This window comes from Arthrobacter sp. TmtSoilC48 (assembly GCF_059739425.1).
In genome coordinates this window covers 2,957,367-2,975,023 of sequence record NZ_AP046049.1, presented here as the reverse complement: position 1 = coordinate 2,975,023, position 17,657 = coordinate 2,957,367, and the positions used below count along the sequence as shown (strand labels likewise).

The window sequence follows — 17,657 nt, the reverse complement described above, 5'->3', positions numbered from 1 at the left end:
GGCCCGCAGGCGTCCCGATCGCCAAATCCGGGTTAATTGGCCAGTTCCCAGCCCCGATCCTTGAGGTCCTGCATCGCCTTCTTGAATTCTTGTTCGGGGTTTTCTTCGCGAATAATCTCGAGAACTACGTTGTTGACGCCGCACGTTTCGCTGACCGCCTTGCCCAGTCCATACCAGTCAATCACTCCCGTGCCGATCGGATCATGACCCCATGTGTCAGTACCCGTATCGGAAATATGTACCAACCCAATTAGCTCGTGATGGGAGAGCAAGCTTTGTACGGGGTCTTCACCTATGTAGGCGGCGTTGGCGACGTCATAGACGATCTTGACGGCGTCGTCGTTGATTGTCTTAACGACGCCTGCCAGGTCCTGGATCGTGGGGGTGAAGCAATACGGAGTGTTTTCGAAGAGGAGTCGCGTGCCCGCCTGTTTGGCCAGCGGAATCAGGCTTTCCAGGCTCTCGTACATCCACCCGTAAGTCTTTTCAAGAGAGGGCGAAATCATAGGGCGTCGCGTCCCGGGGGAGATCACCACCTCCGGGACCTTCCAAGCTTCGGCCAGCTCAATCACTGACTTGATATGCTCGATACTCTTCCGGCGCATATTTGCCCCGGGACTGGCCAGATTGATGTCGTATCCACCGGCATTCAGCGACCTGATATCGGCGCCGTAGCCATTGAGCCGGCTGTAGATCGCGGACCGCTCGGGGCCGGAGATTTCCTCCGGCCAGCAATGTGGAGAGCTAATTGGGACTTCAAAGGTTTTGTGCCCGTTTTCAACCAACTCGGCAATCGCATCAATTGCCGAGGATGACCACAGGTAGGAAAACGTATTGATAATCATTTGGTTCACTTGGAGAGTTCCTCTCAGTTCTGAGCCAACGTGGAACGAACTTTTAGATAGCACGTACTGTAAATTTCGATCCCACCCGGCAATTTGCTGCGCGAGCCGGCGGCCCGGTAAATCGGGGTCACCCGCTGATGCCTCGTCGGGCTGTGCCGGCCTTCAAAGGACAGGCGCGCCTAACGGCCAGGCCTGCCCTAGCTGGTACGCGAGGACGTGCTTGAGACCAGGTGTTCGCCTTCGAGTACCTCAGGGTCGGCAAGCGCCACGGTGGCGCGGTCACCGCGGTTTCCGGTCTCCGGCAGCGTGAAGTAGACCGCGAGGCAGATAGCGACGACGACGATCATGTAGACCGCGACAAGCATTGGCTGCCCGGCGCCGACGAATGCGGCCGCAATCAGCGGAGCGGTACCCCCGAAGACGGCAATCACGATCTGGTGTGCGAAGCCGATGCCCGATACGCGGACGGAGGCGGGGAACAGCTCGGCCTGAATGGTCGGATAGACCGACTGCCAGATACCGAGAACAACCCATCCGGACGCCGATACGAGGACGTAAACGCCGAAGCCCGGCTGGTTCAGGAGCAGGAGCAAGGGGTAGAAGAGGACGATCATGCCGATGGCGCCGATGATCGGAAAGATCTTGCGTCGGCCGAGACGGTCGGAAAGCGCGCCGCATGCCGGCACGATGATAACCAGCAAGGCCAGCCCAATAACACTGCCGGCCAGTGTGGAAGCGAGGTCCCGGCCGGAGGTCAGCTTGGCGTAGGTGGGGAGGAACGTGGCCCAGGTGTAGTAGGCCACGGCCGGAGCAGAGAGCGCTGCTGCCTGCAGCAGCGCCTTGGGGTGTTCGCGAAGCAGGTCCATCAGGCGCGCAGCTGCGGACTTTTGATCGACAAGGCTCCCTGCTTCAAATTCAGGGGTTTCTTCCGCGCGGGACCGCAGGATGAGGCCTACGATGCCGAGGATGCCTCCAATGACGAAGGGGATGCGCCAGCCCCACGCCGCAAGGTCTGCCGGTGTAAAGGATGATGTGACCATTGCAGCGGCCCCTGTTGCCGCGAGGGTCGCCAGACCGCTTGCCATGTTGGTGAACGAACCGAACAGGCCCCTCCGGCGCGCGGGAGCGTGTTCAACCATGAATGCGATGGCGCTCTGTCCCTCGCTGCCGGCCGAGATTCCCTGGAGGATGCGTGCAACCAGGAAGAGTACAGGCGCTGCGTAACCGATGGTTGCAAAAGAAGGAGTGAGGCCAATGATGAGCGAGCCGAGGGCCATTCCGGAGATAGACAGTGTAAGAATGACCCGCCGGCCGAAACGATCGGCCAGTGGCGAGACGATGATTCCGCTGAGCGGGCGTACCACGAACCCGACCGCGTAGGTGAGCAGTGCTGCGATGAGGGAGGCGAAGGGGGAATCGCTGGGGAAAATCTGTGACGAGAACACGGCCGCCAGCAGTCCATAAATGTACCAGTCGTACCACTCAACGAAATGGCCGATCGTACCGGCCACCATGTTCAGTGTGCGACGAGGATGTTCAGACGCTTCGGGTCGCTCCGAAGTGCCGGAACTGTCAACGGCTTCCTTTGAGGTCTTCATTGAACTCTCCATGTTTTCACGTTTAGTGCTGTGGGTATATTGCGGGTTCCCGGACACGTCGGTGTGCGGGTTTCAGCCGGCTGTAGATTTTGTTGGCCCGTTCGATGGAATTCCAACGCCGGGCAGCCGGGCAGCGCGGTGGGCGCTGCTGGGTTTTGAAGCGGAAAGAAGCATATGCAACATCCGGAATCTCCAATGAGATCGGTTGCTGAGATCGGTTGCAGTCAACGATACGGATGCTATGTGATCATTGTCAATGTGTTTTGCCATAGCTTTGCTCGGATCCAACATGCGGTCGTTTAGGAGCAGGGCTCAATCGACGGGAAGGGGCGCCTCGTTATTGAAGTCCAGGTATTCCACGCCGGACCAGGCGCACTCCAAGCGGCCATATAAGGACCAATATTCATCCCAGTGGGCAAGTTTCCACTGGTCTCGTTCCAGTCCGCGGCGGATAAGCCGAGTACGCAGAACGTCTTTAGGCACCCGTACCCGGACTACGGTGATCGTGGACGTTGGCCAGTGGAAGCTGTCTGCCGTGCGGGTCAAATAGTCAGGGTCCCCAAAATAGGCCCCAAAAGGGGCGTCGAGGACTACGGACCTGCCTAGGCGCAGGTTCACTCCCGCCACATCCATGAGTGTCTCGTATTCAAGTGGCAGCAAATTGTCCCGGTAGTAGTCGTTGGACTCCCGGTCGGTGGGATCGTGTCCGGTCGCGGCCAGGGCGAATTCGACAAATCGCCCGCTGACCCGGTCCTTGTCCAGGTACGCGGCCTCATGGTCCTTTGCCGTTTGCTGGGCAATGGTCGTTTTCCCCGAGCCAGCCGGTCCTATGACAATGAAAACCTGGGGGGACATTAACGGCGGGCCTCTGCTACAGCTGCGAGGAAAGCCCGGGCTGCCTCGCTGACGCGGGTAAAGTCGCCGTCCGGCTGCCATGCCTTGGTCACATAGCTCCCCACGCCGACGCCTGCCACACCCGCGGCAAACCACTCGCCCACATTGTCCAGGGTTACGCCCCCAGCCGGCATGATCGGCAGGTGCGCCAGCGGTGCCAGCACTGCTTTCGCGTAGGCGACTCCGCCAGCCTCGGTGGGGAAGAGCTTGAGGATGTCGGCACCTGCCTCGGCGGACTCGACGAGTTCGGTTGGCGTGTAGGCTCCGCTGATTGTTGGCACTTGGTACCGGTTTGCTGTCCTGATCATGGCAGGGTTCAGTTGGGGGCTGACCAGGAACTCGGCGCCCGCCCGGATGCACTCGTATGCGGAGTGCTCATCAAGCACTGTCCCCGCCCCGACCGCCACGCCGCTGGGTCCGTGTTTTGCGGCCAGGTGGCGTATCACTTCAACGGCCCCCGGAATGGAAAGAGTAATTTCCAGGGCCCGGAAGCCTCCTTCGATGGCAGCTTCAGCGACCTGCTCGGCAAGTTCGGCGCTCTCCAGCCGCACGATGAGGACGGCTCCTGATTCATGGATGGTTTGCAGAGTGCGAAGTTTCTTATTCATAGCTGGCCTCTCTCTGGCCGGGCGGCGTCATCTTCACGAGCGGCCCGACCGTATTGATGTTTCGTTGACAAACTCTCCCACCATCCATACTGTTATTGCAACCGATCTCAGCAACCGATCTCATACAAGGGGGTATTGCGGTTGACTCATGTACGAACAATTATTCTTGGCGCCTCCCATTGGCACGTTCCACTCTGCGCGCAGGCTATCGCCGAAGAACACGACGTGGTTGGAGTAAGCGACGAAGATGTCTCTCGTGTGCAGGTAAAGGAACTGGCCGCTCGCTGGGAGACAGACGCTGAAGCCGATTGGCAAAAGCTGGTTGATCTTCCCGACGTGGGACTCGCTTACGTCTTTGGTCCCCACGAGGGGATGGCGGAAAAGTGCATGGCCCTGATCGAGCGGGGTATTCCGTTCGTCGTGGAAAAGCCGGTGGGCACTTCCCTCGGGGAGCTTGCCACCGTGCGCCAGGCCGCCGAAGCAGCAGGTGTGCCAGCCACTGTGCCCTTGGTTCAGCGCGGCGGACCCACAGAGAAATGGCTTGCCAAGGCGGGTAGGCCCAGTTATCAGCGAGCCTCATTCATTGCCGGGCCGCCATCCCGGTATCTGGAGAACTCCAATCCTTGGATGCTCGATCCGGTCAAGGCCGGGGGAGGCTGCCTCGCGAACCTGGGTCCACATTTTGTTGACCTGTTCCTCCGAGGTTGCGATGAGCCGGCAGCGGACGTGGATTCCCGGCTCTCTTCGGTTCTCCACGGCCAGGCTGTTGAGGATCATGCCAGCCTCATCATCACGACGCCGGAGGGACGTGAAGCCATCGTGGAAGTTGGCTACGCATTCCCTGGCTCGCCATTGAAGCGGTATTGCAGCTTTACCTCAGTGGGCGAGGCCGGATTCGCCTCCCTTAATTCCGATGGCACAGCTACTTTCACGGCACTGGACGGAACTACGGAAATCGACGAAATCAATGTCGACAGCGACCCGCTCTACGACCCGTTTGTGCGGAACGTCGCCCGGACGCTGGAAGATGGATTCCGGGGCCTGCCGACGCTGGCCCAGCTCGAAAATGTCATGCGCCCCATTTGGCAGGCCTATGGCAACCAGCACGGAGGAAGAGAACATGCCTGACTTGAGTATCGACGTCGTCGCGAAAGCCGCCGGTGTCCATCGGTCAACCGTCTCCCGGGCGTTCTCTCGCCCAGAGGCGGTGAAGAGCGAAACACGCGAGCATATCCTCCGGGTCGCCGAAGGACTCGGTTACACGATGAGCCCACTCGCCCAGGCGCTTCGACGGAAGACAAGCAACATCATTCCGCTGATCGTCCCCGACATCACCAACCCGTTCTTCGCGGAACTTGCCAAGACGATGACACAGGCAGCCGACGAGCGCGGCTACCAGCTCATGCTCTGCGTCACCAACGGCGACCCAGCCAAGACCGACGGATACTTCACCGCCATGCAGGCGATGTACGCCCCCTTCGGGATTGTGGCACCTTCGACCAAGGTCGATACCGAGGCCCTGAAACGCTTCGACTTCGGCCACAAAGTGGTGGTAATCGACCGTGTGGAAGGGGATTCCTCCGTACCAACCGTCACGGTCGACAGCCGTCAAGGGATCATGCTCGCACTTGACCACCTGCACGGCCTGGGGCATACATCGATCGGATACGTATCCGGCATCGCCGGCACACACACTGCCCAAGACCGGATGGACGCCTACCTTGAACTCACCGCCCAAAGCGGGAGCACGCCCATCGTGCTGGACAGCGGTTCAGACCTTGATGCGGGCACTCGCGGTGCAGAGCACTTCCTGGAGATGGACAATCCGCCAACGGCCATCATCGCAGCCAACGACATGGTGGCCTTCGCCGTGATCTCAGCACTGGGCGGCAGCGGTGTGAAGGTTCCGGAAGACGTCTCGGTTATCGGATTCGATGGCCTTGCTCTTGGTGCCCGGTTTAACCCTGCCCTGACAACCATCCGGCAGCCCATTGCCGACATGGGGCACATTGCCATCGAGCTGGCCGAGAAGCAAAACGTGGATGGGGCGGTTGAGCATATAGTCCTCGAGCCTGAGCTTCTGGTCCGTCGCTCCACCGCTGGACCGCGCAAATGAGCGGGGCGCAGGAACAGACGCTCCGGCGCCTGCCGGGAATACGGCACACAGACCACGTCGGTCTGACGGTTCCGAACCTTGATGAAGGCATTCGCTTCTTTGTCGAAGTCCTCGGCGCCGAGGAGCTGTACCGCTCCGAGCGCGGCCCCGATGAAGAATTCATGACCACCAACTTCGAAGTGCCGGCAGATGCCAAGCTCACGCTTGCCATGCTGCGCTTGCCGCCGAACCTGAACATCGAGCTTTTCGAGTGGAGCAGCGCTGAGCGGCGTGAGACGCCACCGCGTCATTGCGACGCCGGTGGGCACCACTTGTGCTTCGTCGTGGATGACGTCGACGAAGCCATCGCCGTACTGCAGGAAACACCTGGCGTCAGGGTGCTCGGTGAGCGCAAGGAAGTCGCTGGCGACAGCCCACGCGTAGCTGGCAACCGCTGGACCTACTTCGTCACCCCTTGGGGGCTGCTGATGGAAATCGTGGACAGATCCCGCGTCGCAGCCCCGCCCCGGCTGGTCGGTCCTACGGACTGGACGGCAGCTCCAAACACTTCAGAAAGGACATAAACAATGCGGCTAGCGGGTCACACTCTAGGTACGCCGAACCACACCGTTCCCCAAGCACTTGGTCTCTTTCGGGCCGCAGGGCTCGATGCCGCCGAGGTCATCTACCAGGATGACTACAAGTCCGGTTTGCCCCTGGGCGACCGGCGCTCGGCAATGGAGGCGCTGAAAGCAGCCGAAGGCGAAGGCGTACCAATCGTCGGTTTGACGCCTTACACCACCGCTATCAACTCACTCGACGATGCCGAATGGCGCAATGCCGTCGACGAATTCCGTGGTGCCATTGACACCGCACAATTGCTCGGCGCTGACCGCGTCCGTGTCTACGCTGGTTCCTGGCACCCCGGAGACACCGATCACGCGGCCCGCTGGGGACAGCTGCGGAAGGCGCTGGAGACCCTTGCCCCCGTGGCCCAGCAGGCTGGCGTCCGCCTCTGCGTGGAGAACCATTTCGGCACCATGACCCAGACGGCAGCGGACACAGCGGCCCTGGTCCGGGAAATTGCCCAGCCGTCCGTCCGCGTGCTCTACGATCAGGCGAACCTCACCTTCACGCACGACGAAAACTACGAAGAAGCCTTCGCTGTTCAAGGTGACCTGATCGGTCACGTCCACGTGAAAGACCTTGTCTTCACGGATCCCAATGCGGCCTTCCGCGCCACTGAAACGGCCAGGGTCAACGCCTCAGAGCGCGCAGTCCGCTCCCGCGTTGTAGGAAGCGGTGTTGTTCCGTGGGCCCGGATCCTCGTCGCGCTGCTTCAGCACGGCTATGACGACGTGCTGAGCATCGAGCTTGAATACCGTTGGCACCCGCAAGACCTCCCTGCGCCGGAGGATGGATTCCGGGAATCCGTCGCTGTCCTGCGCTCAATGCTCGCTGATTCGGCCAAAGTAAGGAACGCCTGATGAATACCAACCGCCTCCGCGTCGGAGTTATCGGCGCCGGCAACATCGCCACCATTGCCCAGCTACCCACCCTCGTGCAACGCGATGACATTGAGCTGGCTGCCTTGGTTTCCCGGCGTGAGGATCCCAGCAGCCTGGTCCGGCGGTGGGGCTTCAACGATGCCTACAAAACGGTGGAGGACATGCTGGCCGCGCAGGCGCTGGATGCAGTTTTCGTGTTGACCCCACGTTCCGAGCATGCCCATGCCGTCCAGCTTTGCCTCAATCACGACGTGGATGTGTTTTGCGAGAAGCCTTTGGCTCCGGCAACTGATGAAGCGGAACGTCTGGCTGATCTGGCCGACGAGCGGGGACGGATATTGATGGTTGACTTCAACCGCCGGTATGCACCCGTATACACGGCCGGCCGCGAAGTTTTTGGCGACAAAGGTGCTACTTTCTGCGTCGCCCAGAAGAACCGCCCAGGGTCCGAATACCGCGCGACTTTCGAGAACGCCATCCACATGGTCGATCTCCTACGCTGGTACTGCGGAGGCGAACCGGAACACGTGGCCGCCCATGCCGCGGGTGAGGATCCTTGGGAAGAAGACGGACTTGCAGCGACCATCCGCTTCAGCACCGGGAATACCGGCGTCCTGATGGCGGCCCGTACAGCGGGGGCATGGAACGAAAAACTGGACGCCTATGGTGACGGGAAGACGGTCGAAGTCAGGGCACCGGAAACGGTTTCCACCACCATCAACGGCGTCACGACGTCACGGGAACTGAGCGCGGAAGCATACGGCTGGGCTACGGCGACAGACACCCTCGGATTCTCGGCCGCCGTTCACCACTTCCTGGACCGGGTCGCCGACAGGGGCCAGCCGCTTACCTCAGGCCGGGAAGCCGTTCACACCCAACGTCTGCTCGATCAGATCCTTGCAGCCGCCGGCCTGCCGACAGAGGAGCAGACCGGCCGCGAATGGGCAAGCCACGCGGTAAACGCAAGCTGAACCGTTCACCTCTGCCAAAGTTGCACAGGTGTCTGGCGCGGGCGCTTTAGACGCAGTGGCCAGAGCCGACTGTCGGATATAGGGAGGTGCGAACATAGCTCTACTTCGCCTACGAAACATGGGTGCACTGAAAGGCAAGGAAGCGGAGAAGCGGCCGCTTCGGGGGCGTGTCACCGCGCTGGCTGGACTCCTGCTGGTTGCCTTCAGCGCGAGAGAAGCGGTCTCGGCGGTGTCCCCGCTCCTTGGCCAAATAAGTGCGGACCTTCCGTTCGACGCGGTAACCACGGGGATCCTCGGGATGCTGCCGACCGCAGGCTTCGCAATGATGGGATTCTTTGCGCTGCCGCTCGTGCGGCAATTCCAGATGGAACACCTGCTCTTGGTCGCGATCCTGTTGACAACATCAGGTCAGGTGGGCCGTGCACTTGGATGGAACGTCGTGGCATTCTTGGTGTTCACCTGCATCGCCATGCTTGGGATTGGCCTGGTCAATGTCGTGGCTCCGCCTCTACTGATGAAGTATTTTCCCGATCGGATCGGGGTTCTGGCAGCGCTTCACATCAGTCTCCTGGGTGGCAGCACGGCCATGGCCGCCCAATTCGCCATCCCTCTGGGCAATCTATATGGCTGGCGGTTCTCCATAGGTATTTGGGCTGCCTTCAGTGCGCTTGCTGCGATCCCTTGGCTGATTCTTCCGGCGGCCAAACGGAACCTAGCCCGTTCGCGGACCTCACCAGCCGATGATAGGCCGTTGCCCCCTGCGAACGCGATAAAACCATGGAGATCATCAATCGGCTGGGGCACAGCGATGATCTTTGCTGGTTGCTCCAGCAACACCTTTGCGGCGCTGACTTGGCTTCCGGCGGTTCTCGTTGACAGAGGGACGGGCCCGGACGCTGCTGGATCCATGCTGGCGCTCTATTCGATCCTCGCTTTGCCGGTCGCCCTGGTTGCGCCTGTGGTTGTCGTAAGAATGCCACGCCCGCTACCTGTGGCAATCCTCTTTGTCCTCGCATTTGCCGTCGGTTATGCAGGCATAATCTTCGCCCCACCAGCCTCTGCAGCGGTCTGGGTCGTCATTGCGGGCCTGGGCCAAGGCGCTTATGCCTTTGCGTTCACCATGATCAACAAGCGGACACGAACGCAATCCGGCTCGGGAAGTTTATCCGCCTTCGCCCAGGGGACCGGCTACGCCTTCGCAAGCATCGGCCCTTTTCTTTTCGCGCTCCTGCACAGTCCAGGGGACGACTGGCTGCCCTCATTTGGCATGCTCGGTGCCTGGCTCGTGGTGCTTGTGGCAGGGGCAATCATGGTCAACAAGCCACGCATGCTTGATAAAGGCCCTTGACACCCTTACTGCGACACCAAATGTTGGTGTCGCCCATTAATACAACCGATCTCATCGACATTTTGAATGGACTCAAGGGAGAGATTTCATGACTTACACTTTCACCCCAGGCTTGATCTTCGCAGGACCCGCATCATGACGACGGCGGCACAGGCACCGTGCGTCGCTGTGGTGGGAGCGGCCGGCTGGGCCGGATCCCGGCATGCCCGCGCATTCGCCAAAGCCGGTGCAAATGTCACCCACCTTGTGGAGCAGGACGAGCGGGGGTTTGCGCTCGCACAGGAGCTGGGTGCGCACTTGGTGCCCAGCGTCCTGGAGCTGCCTGATCACCTTGACCTGGTCGTCGTCGCGTTGCCAACAACCTTGCAACCGGCCATCTGTGCGGATCTGCTGAACAGGGGATTCCGGGTGCTGACTGAAAAGCCGGTGGCGGCAGATGCAGAAGGTGCTGCACTCATGGCCTCTGCTTCGGGAGTCAATGAACGGCTCATGGTGGGATACACACTCCACCAGCATCCAGGCGTTCCAGCCGTATCGCAGTGGGTCAGCGACAACGACGTTATAGCCATTACTGTTCGTTCGGTTGCCCATAAGCAGAACGTTGACTCATGGCGTGCTGATCCCAAGGAGGGTGGCGTTGCGGTAGTGAACGGCATTCACGCCATAGAACTGGTTTCGTCGTGGTTCAAGGGTGACCCGAAGGTCCTGGCCACCAGCGCCAGCAACAGCCTTTACGGATCTCCGGTGCCGGAACACGTCGTCTCCACGCTCGAATTCCCCTCTGGAGTGGTGTTCACTCTGCAGACTTACTGGTCCCCTTGGCAAGAACCCGAAGGTCTCAACCAGGGCGATTGGAGCCTGACCGTCGATGTCCTTGCCAATGGCGGCCGGATGTTGTGGTCAAACGATTCCCTGCACGTGTGGGACCGGGACGGCGGCCAACAAGAGCAGACCTTCGATCCCTCTGACCTCTTCCTCCGCCAGGCGGAAGCGGCATTGAGGTTCTGTGCGGGTGAAACGCCGGCCGTTTCATTCGCCCAGGCACTCCGTGCCACAGAGATCGCCGACGCAATCCGTGCAGGGGCAGCCCCTGATGCCAGGGCGGTTCATCACGCAGCATCAGCAGAACGCGAAATAGACAAAACGCGAACCAATGGCGACCGGCCGAACCGAGCAATATCGAGTAAGGAAATGAACATGACGCAAGCACCTCACACCCCGACCACAGGAACGCCGCGGATGAGCCGCGCCCAGAGCGGAGGGAACCGATGAGCCTCAAAAACCAGGTGGTCCTGGTAACCGGATCAAGCGGAGGAATCGGCGATGCTGCAGTCAGCGCACTCACAGCCTCAGGTGCCATCGTCATCGGCGCAGACCGTTCCCCGAAAGAGGACCAGTCCCTGGAGGCATTCCATCCCCTCGACATCACCTCTGAACAACAGTGCGCAACGGTTATCCAGGACATACAAGCCAAATATGGCCGTCTTGATGTCCTCGTCCACGCAGCGGGAGTGCTCGGCCCCACACCGGACATCATGGAAACAAGCACCGAAGAGTTCGACTCCATCCTGAGGATCAATACCACCGCGACCTTCACCATGGTCCGGGAGACCGCAAAATCGATGCTTGAGACCGGCACATCCGGCGCCATCGTAGTCCTGTCCTCAGTTGCGGCCAAAGAAGCACGGCTCAACTATCTGCCCTACAACGCGAGCAAGCTCGCGGTCCTGCATATTATGTGGTCTTTCGCAGAATTGCTTGGACCCAACGGCATCTCAGTGAACGCCATTGCACCAGGACCGGTGAACACGCCCATGTGGGCTCAATTCGCCAGGGACTCCGGCCCGGACGCAGCAGCAAACCGGGCCAAGCGGGCAGCGCAGCTACCGATGCGCCGCTTTGCCGAACCCGATGAAGTTGCCCGTGCCATCCTGTTCCTTTCTGATCCCGACAATCGCTACATCACTGGAGTGTCCCTCGACGTGGCAGGCGGAGCACATCTGGGAATAGGAACCTGACCCGCACGCATCCTTGAGCAGATATTTCGATTCAGTCAGGAATTAGAGGAAAAATGCATACAGCAATCCGTCATCATCACACTGCTCTGCACGTTGCAGACTTGGAGCGCAGCGCCCGGTTTTACGTGGAAGGGCTGGGCTTTACCCGTTTGAATGAGTGGACCTCGGGCCCCTACGTCGGCGAGCTGTACGGCCGTCCGAACGTCAAGGTCAAAGCCATGATGCTCACAGCCGGTGATGGGACCTTTCACCTGGAGCTGGTCCAGGTTGAGGATCCTCCGCCTGCCGTTGATCCCTCGGAAGCGCAGCCTGGCACGGCACATCTTGCCTTCACGGATATTGACCTGCGCGAGGTCTACGCCAGAATGACGAAGCTCGGATACAGGGCCTTGTCCGAACCGGTCGCGCCCACGTCCGGACCGGTTGCAGGAGGTCTGCTGATCTACTTACTCGATCCGGATGGGAATCGGGTAGAACTGATTCAGCCGCCCGACTGGCGCTCGAGCGAAAATTCATAAGCGAATTGGCGGGCAGGGTGCACCCTGCCCGCCAATGTTGCATTTACCGTGGCACCACGCCCGCCTGAGGACCAAACCTCGGCGAATAGGCTACCCCTTGACACCACCTGAGGTCATGCCGGCAACGAACCAGCGCTGGAATGCGAGGAAGATTGAGAGTACGGGGATGAAAGCCACGACGATGAATGCGGCGAAGAGTCCCCAGAAGCTACCGAAGCCGGTGGTTATGTATCGCACTATGCCGTTCTGGACGGTCTTCATGTCTTCTGTGGTGGCGAGGACGGTGCCCACAAGGAAGTCGTTCCAAACGAAGACAAAGATGAAGATTGCCACAGCAGCGATACCGGGCCGGATGAGCGGGAGGATGATGCGCCACAAAATCTGCATTCGGGAGCATCCGTCGATTGCCGCCGCTTCCTCGATTTCGACGGGTATGTTCTCGATGAAATTTCGCAGGAACAGGATGGTTTGTCCACAGATGATTGCCGTGTAGACGATGATCAGCATCGGGTAGGTGTTGATCAAGGCGGTCTTGACGAACATGGAGTACAGCGCGATGAAAACCACGATCGCCGGGACCATGGACAGGACCAGAATCCCGGTCATCAGTGTTTCCATGCGGCGGCTCCGGTACCGCGTTGCCACGTACGCTGCCGGGATGCAAATTGCCAGGGCAAGGACGATAGAGCCGACCGCATAGATGAGGGAGTTTGCGAAAAAGCGCATGTTGGTCGACGTCAGCAGGCCGATATAGCCCTCGGCAGAGAATGGGGCCGGTATCCACCTTGGAGGAAATTCCAGGGTGCTCGAGGCGGTCTTGAGCGAAGTGGACAGGATCCATGCGACCGGAGGAAGGACCACCGCGGCTGAGAGAATGACGTACGCCCAGGACGGGACCGCACGAATGACATTGCCCAGGCGTCGCTGGCGGCGCGGGGTTGTGATGCTCACAGGCTTTCCTTCCGTCGGAAGCGAATGGCGACGAGAGTCAGGACGATGTTGACGGCGAAAAGAAGGATTGCCGTTGCTGATGCTCCGGAGAGATCAAACTTGTCGAACATCTGGTTGTAGACACGCATGGACAGCGTCTCTGTAGACCCGATGGGGCCTCCTCTTGTGGTGACCAAAATGATGGTGACCATCTGCACATAGAGCATGAGAAGAACGACGACGACGGAGACGATGGTGTTGCGCAGGTAGGGCAGAGTGATATTCACGAACTGGTGCCAGATACCGCCGCCGTCTACCCTCAGGCTTTCGCGAAGCTCTTCAGGAATCGTTTGAAGGGCGCCCAGGAAGAGGAGCATGGCCTGGGGATAGGACCACCAGGCTGTCATCAGAGTTACTGCAACAAGCGCACTGCCGGGTGATGAGAACACATCAGTAGGTCCGAATCCGAGGGATTTGGTGATAGCGGAAGCGGGACCGTAATTGGGATTGAGGAACCAGAGCCAGATTGTTCCTGCAGTGGCCTGTGACATCAGCCAAGGCAGCAGGAAGAGGCTCCGGACGGAGCGCTTGAAGCGGTGAAGATTGTTGAGCACGATCGCAGACAGAAGCCCGGCCGGCAAGGCGATAACCAGGGCGCCGAGCGAGAATACCAAGGTTGTCCAGATGCGGCTCGGGAGTTCGGAGTCTGAGAACAGTCGGACAAACGAATTCAGACCCGAGAATTTCCCTATCTGGTAATAAGTCGTCTCGTGGAGGGCCGTCCACGCTGTGTAGATGAGCGGCCCCACAAAAACAAAGAGGAAAACGGCGCTGACGGGGACGACGTAGAGCCATACCATTCGATCCCTACGGACCCGGCGGATAGCATCGACGCCTGAAGGGGAAGCCACAGTCTGGCGTGAGGTGCGGGTTGGGCTTTTTGTTGACATTATCTGTGTTCCTTCCGAGGGGAGCCTGATTTGGTCAGGCTCCCCTGATATCGGGCGGCTACTTCTTGTTGGCCGCGTCCTGCGCGGAACGGATAAAGTCGTTGCCTGACGTACCGTTGAGGGTCAGTTTCTGCCCGGCTTGGGACAGACCAGTGGCAAGTGCGGTCCAGGTGTTGGAATAGGTGCGTGGCTCACTGTTGGTCTTGACGTAGGCTGCGATGTCATTGACGGTCTTTGCCTCAGGCGTGGAGAAGAACGGTTGCTGGTAGGTGGCTGCCCGGGTGGGCACCTCACCGCCGGTTGCCATGAGGGCACCGGCTTCCGGCCCGGTCATGTACTCGATAAATTTCCAGGCGGCGTCGGTGTTCTTGCTGCCATTGCCTATGCCCAACGTCCAGCCAATGGTGGTACCTGTCGTATCGCCGGTACTCGCTTTAGGCAAGGCCGTCCACTTAAGGTCCTTGTTCTGCGAGCCGAAGGAAACTGCTCGTTCCGTGCCCAGAACTGCCATGGCGACCGTGCCGCTCGCCATGCCGTCAGCTACTGTGCCGTACGTGTCTGAAACGACGTTGCTACCCAAAGCCTTTGCGTCCCTGAGCTTGGCAAGGAAGTTACCAAACTCGTTGCCTTTGGCTGTTGCGAAATCCGCTTTCCCATCCTTGTTCCAGATTTCCTGGTCAACCTGTGTCATGAAGCAGTTGAAGAAGGTGCTGATGATTGCCGAGTTGTCGGTGTCCGAGAAGCCGGTCCCGAAGCCGGTGAATCCTGCAGCAGCAGCTTTCCGGGCAACGTCGACAACCTGGTCGTACGTGGTGGGAACGGTCGCGCCTATCTGGTCAAGGATCTTTTGGTTGTAGTAGAGGGCGCAGGTTCGGTATTCATAGGGCACGGCAACCGGCTTGCCGTCAGGGCCGGCAAGAGTGTCGGTCGGACGCAGCCAGTCAGTCACCTTGGAAGCAGCCTCAGGCAGCGGTGCGTAGACGCCGGCAGACGCCATCTGGGGCACTACGGGAGTGAACATCTTGAAGACGTCAGGAGCCTGACCTGCTGCCGCCGCTTGCGGCAGTCTGTTCAACATGTCGCCAAGCGAAACCACAGAGAGGTTGATCTTGATATCGGGGTTTGCCGCCTCAAACTTGGCAATGTTTTCCTTGAGTGCCTTCGAGCGCGGATTCGCCTGGCTGGGATCGAGGAAGTCCCAGTAATTGAGCGTCACGGGACCTTTGGGTTCCGAAGCCGAGGGGGAGCAGCCACTGAGGGCGAGGCCGGCCACGACAGCTGTGACGAGCGCCAAGCCCCATCGCTTTTTGATCATGAATTTCTCCTGTGAACTGGGTTGCATATGCGGGAGCATGCCGTGCTCAATCGATGCCTACCAAACGTGGGCCACCGACGATCGGGAGGAGCCAGTTGATCATCGAGTCTCTCCTTTGAGATCGGTTGCATTTTTACGAAATTAGCAGTGAGATCGGTTGCTGAGATCGGTTGCAATAAACTTAGGGCCGATGGGGGGCTCTGTCAAGGGAACCTTTGGTGCGGATTTTGGAAGTGCCTTGCTCTCGATCGGCGGCCCGTGCGGCCACCGCCACACTGGTCGAACTCAACCAACATCCAGATTAAGGCTCCTCAGCCAGGGCCCGGGGATCCGGCTCCGCCGGTGCGGGCGATACCTTTCTACCCCCTGTTGTACGGAGCAGAGCGCGCAAGGCCTGGATCGTGTCGGCCTCGGCGGCGGTCTTGTCGTCACGGTAGCGCTTGACGCGTGCGAATCGAAGGGCGATTCCACCCGGATAGCGGGGAGAGTGTTGGACGCCGTCGATGGCGATCTCGACCACGGTGACCGGCTCGATCCATACGGTGCCCGCAGTACGCCGCACCTCCAACTCCTGGAACTTTTCAGTCTGCCACTTCAGCAGCGCGTCGGTGATGCCCTTGAAAGTCTTGCCCACCATCACGTAATCGCCGGGTTCGCCGAACTCCCCAACAGGGTCCAGGGCTCCGAGGTGCAGGTTCGACAGCAGCCCGGCGCGTCGTCCTGACCCCCATTCGCAGGCGAGCACCACCAGGTCGTAGGTGAGCACCGGCTTTACCTTGATCCAGTTCGAACCCCGCCGCCCGGCGGCGTAGGACGAGCCCAGCGCCTTCACGACCACACCCTCATGGCCGGCTTCCAGGGCATCGCGCGAAACGCTCTCGGCAACAGCTGCATCCGCAGTTATTTTCCCTGGGATGCGGTGATCGGGGACGATCCGCTCGAGCACGCCGATTCGCGTTGCCAGCGGCTCGTCGAGAAGGTCGCGCCCGTCGACGTGCAGCACGTCGAAAAACCACGGATGCAGCAGTGTGGTGCGCGCCGCGTTTGCCCCGAACCGGGACATGGTCTCCTGGAATGGTCTGGGCCCGCCGTCCTCGTCGAGTGCCAGTGTCTCGCCGTCGAGGATCACATCGCGCACCGGCAGTCCGCGCACCACCTCCACCACCTCAGGCAACCGATGGGTCACTTCGGCCAGGGTGCGGGTGAAGATATGCACGTCGTCGCCGGCACGGTGCACCTGGATGCGTGCGCCGTCGAGTTTGTATTCCACGGACGCTTCCCCCGTCGTCTCCAGGGCCTCGCTGGCACTGGCCGCGGTTGCGGCGAGCATGGGCTGGACAGGACGCCCGACGACGAGGCCGACTGCGTCAAGCTCGGCGGCGGTGCCTGTGATCGCCAGCAGGGCAGTCCCGCCGAGATCGCCGGAGAGCATCGCTGCGCGCCGTACGGCCTCGACCGGGCGATCGGCGGCACGGGCAACGGCATCCGTTAATACGCCCTCAAGCGCACCGGTACGAAGCTCCCCGAGCAGCACGCCGGCGATGAAGGTCTGCTCTCGTTCTGTGGCTTCCGCTATCAGGGTCCGAAGGATGGCGGCGCGTTCTACGGTCGACCCAGCGCCTGCGGCCGCCAGCAGCCGGTCCAAGGCAGCGTCGAGGTGGGCGATGGTGAGAGTCGGCTCAGCAGCGGGCTTGCCCTTGGCCGCCCTCATGCCGCTCCAGCCGATCCCGACCCGCCCTTGGCGAGGCTTGGCCGTGAGCAAGCCGACCGCCGTCGGGATGTCCGCGGGGTCGAGGCGCAGCAGCAGGCCTACCAGTTCGTTGATCTTGGCGACCCGGGAGCGGGTGGCCGCGACGGCTTCCGAGGTCCTCACGAGCTCATCGAGCAGCATGGCACCAGTCTGTCACGGCCGCCGTCCATGAACAGCGATTAATCCCTGTCCAGAAGCGGCGCGGGCGAATGCCCGGTCCCCGGCCAATTTGCCGGGCAACCCCTGACTTGTGGAGCAATGCCTTGTATTCTCATGGCACCACACCGAACCACGGCACCACCCCCGAAC

General features: G+C 60.5%; 17 protein-coding genes. 9 read left to right on the top strand and 8 right to left on the bottom strand.

The features are described 5' to 3' along the window. Positions 1-32: 32 nt before the first annotated feature. From AC6I97_RS13955 to AC6I97_RS13940, 4 genes are all read right to left on the bottom strand, one after another. Positions 33-845 (bottom strand): sugar phosphate isomerase/epimerase family protein, encoded by an 813-nt coding sequence (locus AC6I97_RS13955; protein WP_497947113.1) that lies wholly within the window; start codon positions 843-845, stop codon positions 33-35. A gap of 197 nt (positions 846-1,042) precedes the next feature. Beyond that, positions 1,043-2,443: an MFS transporter gene (locus AC6I97_RS13950; protein WP_497945183.1), complete on the bottom strand. Its 1,401-nt coding sequence runs from the start codon at positions 2,441-2,443 to the stop codon at positions 1,043-1,045. A gap of 312 nt (positions 2,444-2,755) precedes the next feature. Next, positions 2,756-3,298, bottom strand: a complete 543-nt coding sequence (locus AC6I97_RS13945) for a P-loop nucleotide/nucleoside kinase family protein (protein WP_497945182.1) — start codon at positions 3,296-3,298, stop codon at positions 2,756-2,758. Then, complete coding sequence (locus tag AC6I97_RS13940; RefSeq protein ID WP_224090041.1) at positions 3,298-3,945, bottom strand: bifunctional 4-hydroxy-2-oxoglutarate aldolase/2-dehydro-3-deoxy-phosphogluconate aldolase; 648 nt, start codon at positions 3,943-3,945, stop codon at positions 3,298-3,300. Before AC6I97_RS13940 ends, AC6I97_RS13945 begins: the two co-directional genes overlap by 1 nt. Before the next feature lie 135 nt (positions 3,946-4,080). Here AC6I97_RS13940 and AC6I97_RS13935 point away from each other — a divergent pair, with 135 nt between their 5' ends. From AC6I97_RS13935 to AC6I97_RS13895, 9 genes are all read left to right on the top strand, one after another. Next, the gene (locus tag AC6I97_RS13935) at positions 4,081-5,073 is read left to right on the top strand and encodes a Gfo/Idh/MocA family protein (protein ID WP_497945181.1); all 993 of its coding nucleotides are present in this window, start codon (positions 4,081-4,083) and stop codon (positions 5,071-5,073) included. Next, positions 5,066-6,061, top strand: coding sequence for a LacI family DNA-binding transcriptional regulator (locus tag AC6I97_RS13930; RefSeq protein ID WP_309926465.1), 996 nt, complete (start codon positions 5,066-5,068; stop codon positions 6,059-6,061). The genes AC6I97_RS13935 and AC6I97_RS13930 overlap by 8 nt, the downstream gene beginning before the upstream one ends. After that, positions 6,058-6,624 (top strand): VOC family protein, encoded by a 567-nt coding sequence (locus AC6I97_RS13925; RefSeq protein ID WP_497945180.1) that lies wholly within the window; start codon positions 6,058-6,060, stop codon positions 6,622-6,624. The genes AC6I97_RS13930 and AC6I97_RS13925 overlap by 4 nt, the downstream gene beginning before the upstream one ends. Positions 6,625-6,627: 3 nt before the next feature. Beyond that, complete coding sequence (locus AC6I97_RS13920) at positions 6,628-7,527, top strand: sugar phosphate isomerase/epimerase family protein (protein ID WP_224167399.1); 900 nt, start codon at positions 6,628-6,630, stop codon at positions 7,525-7,527. After that, positions 7,527-8,519, top strand: coding sequence for a Gfo/Idh/MocA family protein (locus AC6I97_RS13915; RefSeq protein ID WP_309926462.1), 993 nt, complete (start codon positions 7,527-7,529; stop codon positions 8,517-8,519). The genes AC6I97_RS13920 and AC6I97_RS13915 overlap by 1 nt, the downstream gene beginning before the upstream one ends. Positions 8,520-8,637: 118 nt before the next feature. Next, positions 8,638-9,867 (top strand): MFS transporter, encoded by a 1,230-nt coding sequence (locus tag AC6I97_RS13910; RefSeq protein WP_497945179.1) that lies wholly within the window; start codon positions 8,638-8,640, stop codon positions 9,865-9,867. A gap of 135 nt (positions 9,868-10,002) precedes the next feature. Beyond that, positions 10,003-11,139: a Gfo/Idh/MocA family protein gene (locus AC6I97_RS13905; protein ID WP_497945178.1), complete on the top strand. Its 1,137-nt coding sequence runs from the start codon at positions 10,003-10,005 to the stop codon at positions 11,137-11,139. After that, entirely contained in the window at positions 11,136-11,885 is a 750-nt protein-coding gene (locus AC6I97_RS13900) for an SDR family NAD(P)-dependent oxidoreductase (RefSeq protein WP_224090049.1), read from the top strand. The genes AC6I97_RS13905 and AC6I97_RS13900 overlap by 4 nt, the downstream gene beginning before the upstream one ends. A gap of 53 nt (positions 11,886-11,938) precedes the next feature. After that, complete coding sequence (locus AC6I97_RS13895) at positions 11,939-12,403, top strand: VOC family protein (RefSeq protein ID WP_497945177.1); 465 nt, start codon at positions 11,939-11,941, stop codon at positions 12,401-12,403. A gap of 90 nt (positions 12,404-12,493) precedes the next feature. On the opposite strand, the gene AC6I97_RS13890 is transcribed toward AC6I97_RS13895, so the two are convergent. From AC6I97_RS13890 to AC6I97_RS13875, 4 genes are all read right to left on the bottom strand, one after another. Then, positions 12,494-13,354: a carbohydrate ABC transporter permease gene (locus tag AC6I97_RS13890; RefSeq protein ID WP_224167404.1), complete on the bottom strand. Its 861-nt coding sequence runs from the start codon at positions 13,352-13,354 to the stop codon at positions 12,494-12,496. Beyond that, on the bottom strand, positions 13,351-14,283 hold the full coding sequence (locus AC6I97_RS13885; protein ID WP_224090056.1) for a carbohydrate ABC transporter permease: 933 nt from the start codon (positions 14,281-14,283) through the stop codon (positions 13,351-13,353). Before AC6I97_RS13885 ends, AC6I97_RS13890 begins: the two co-directional genes overlap by 4 nt. Positions 14,284-14,341: 58 nt before the next feature. After that, complete coding sequence (locus AC6I97_RS13880; protein WP_309926442.1) at positions 14,342-15,598, bottom strand: ABC transporter substrate-binding protein; 1,257 nt, start codon at positions 15,596-15,598, stop codon at positions 14,342-14,344. Positions 15,599-15,899: 301 nt separating this feature from the next. Further along, positions 15,900-17,489, bottom strand: coding sequence for an ATP-dependent DNA ligase (locus tag AC6I97_RS13875; RefSeq protein WP_224090057.1), 1,590 nt, complete (start codon positions 17,487-17,489; stop codon positions 15,900-15,902). Positions 17,490-17,657: the final 168 nt, after the last annotated feature.

What these genes read in the sequence shown, in the direction of transcription:
- AC6I97_RS13955 (WP_497947113.1), bottom strand. Translation starts at nt 845, where the DNA reads ATGATTATCAATACGTTTTCCTACCTGTGGTCATCCTCGGCAATTGAT.
- AC6I97_RS13950 (WP_497945183.1), bottom strand. Translation starts at nt 2,443, where the DNA reads ATGAAGACCTCAAAGGAAGCCGTTGACAGTTCCGGCACTTCGGAGCGA.
- AC6I97_RS13945 (WP_497945182.1), bottom strand. Translation starts at nt 3,298, where the DNA reads ATGTCCCCCCAGGTTTTCATTGTCATAGGACCGGCTGGCTCGGGGAAA.
- AC6I97_RS13940 (WP_224090041.1), bottom strand. Translation starts at nt 3,945, where the DNA reads ATGAATAAGAAACTTCGCACTCTGCAAACCATCCATGAATCAGGAGCC.
- AC6I97_RS13930 (WP_309926465.1), top strand. Translation starts at nt 5,066, where the DNA reads ATGCCTGACTTGAGTATCGACGTCGTCGCGAAAGCCGCCGGTGTCCAT.
- AC6I97_RS13925 (WP_497945180.1), top strand. Translation starts at nt 6,058, where the DNA reads ATGAGCGGGGCGCAGGAACAGACGCTCCGGCGCCTGCCGGGAATACGG.
- AC6I97_RS13920 (WP_224167399.1), top strand. Translation starts at nt 6,628, where the DNA reads ATGCGGCTAGCGGGTCACACTCTAGGTACGCCGAACCACACCGTTCCC.
- AC6I97_RS13915 (WP_309926462.1), top strand. Translation starts at nt 7,527, where the DNA reads ATGAATACCAACCGCCTCCGCGTCGGAGTTATCGGCGCCGGCAACATC.
- AC6I97_RS13910 (WP_497945179.1), top strand. Translation starts at nt 8,638, where the DNA reads ATGGGTGCACTGAAAGGCAAGGAAGCGGAGAAGCGGCCGCTTCGGGGG.
- AC6I97_RS13905 (WP_497945178.1), top strand. Translation starts at nt 10,003, where the DNA reads ATGACGACGGCGGCACAGGCACCGTGCGTCGCTGTGGTGGGAGCGGCC.
- AC6I97_RS13900 (WP_224090049.1), top strand. Translation starts at nt 11,136, where the DNA reads ATGAGCCTCAAAAACCAGGTGGTCCTGGTAACCGGATCAAGCGGAGGA.
- AC6I97_RS13895 (WP_497945177.1), top strand. Translation starts at nt 11,939, where the DNA reads ATGCATACAGCAATCCGTCATCATCACACTGCTCTGCACGTTGCAGAC.
- AC6I97_RS13885 (WP_224090056.1), bottom strand. Translation starts at nt 14,283, where the DNA reads ATGTCAACAAAAAGCCCAACCCGCACCTCACGCCAGACTGTGGCTTCC.
- AC6I97_RS13880 (WP_309926442.1), bottom strand. Translation starts at nt 15,598, where the DNA reads ATGATCAAAAAGCGATGGGGCTTGGCGCTCGTCACAGCTGTCGTGGCC.
- AC6I97_RS13875 (WP_224090057.1), bottom strand. Translation starts at nt 17,489, where the DNA reads ATGCTGCTCGATGAGCTCGTGAGGACCTCGGAAGCCGTCGCGGCCACC.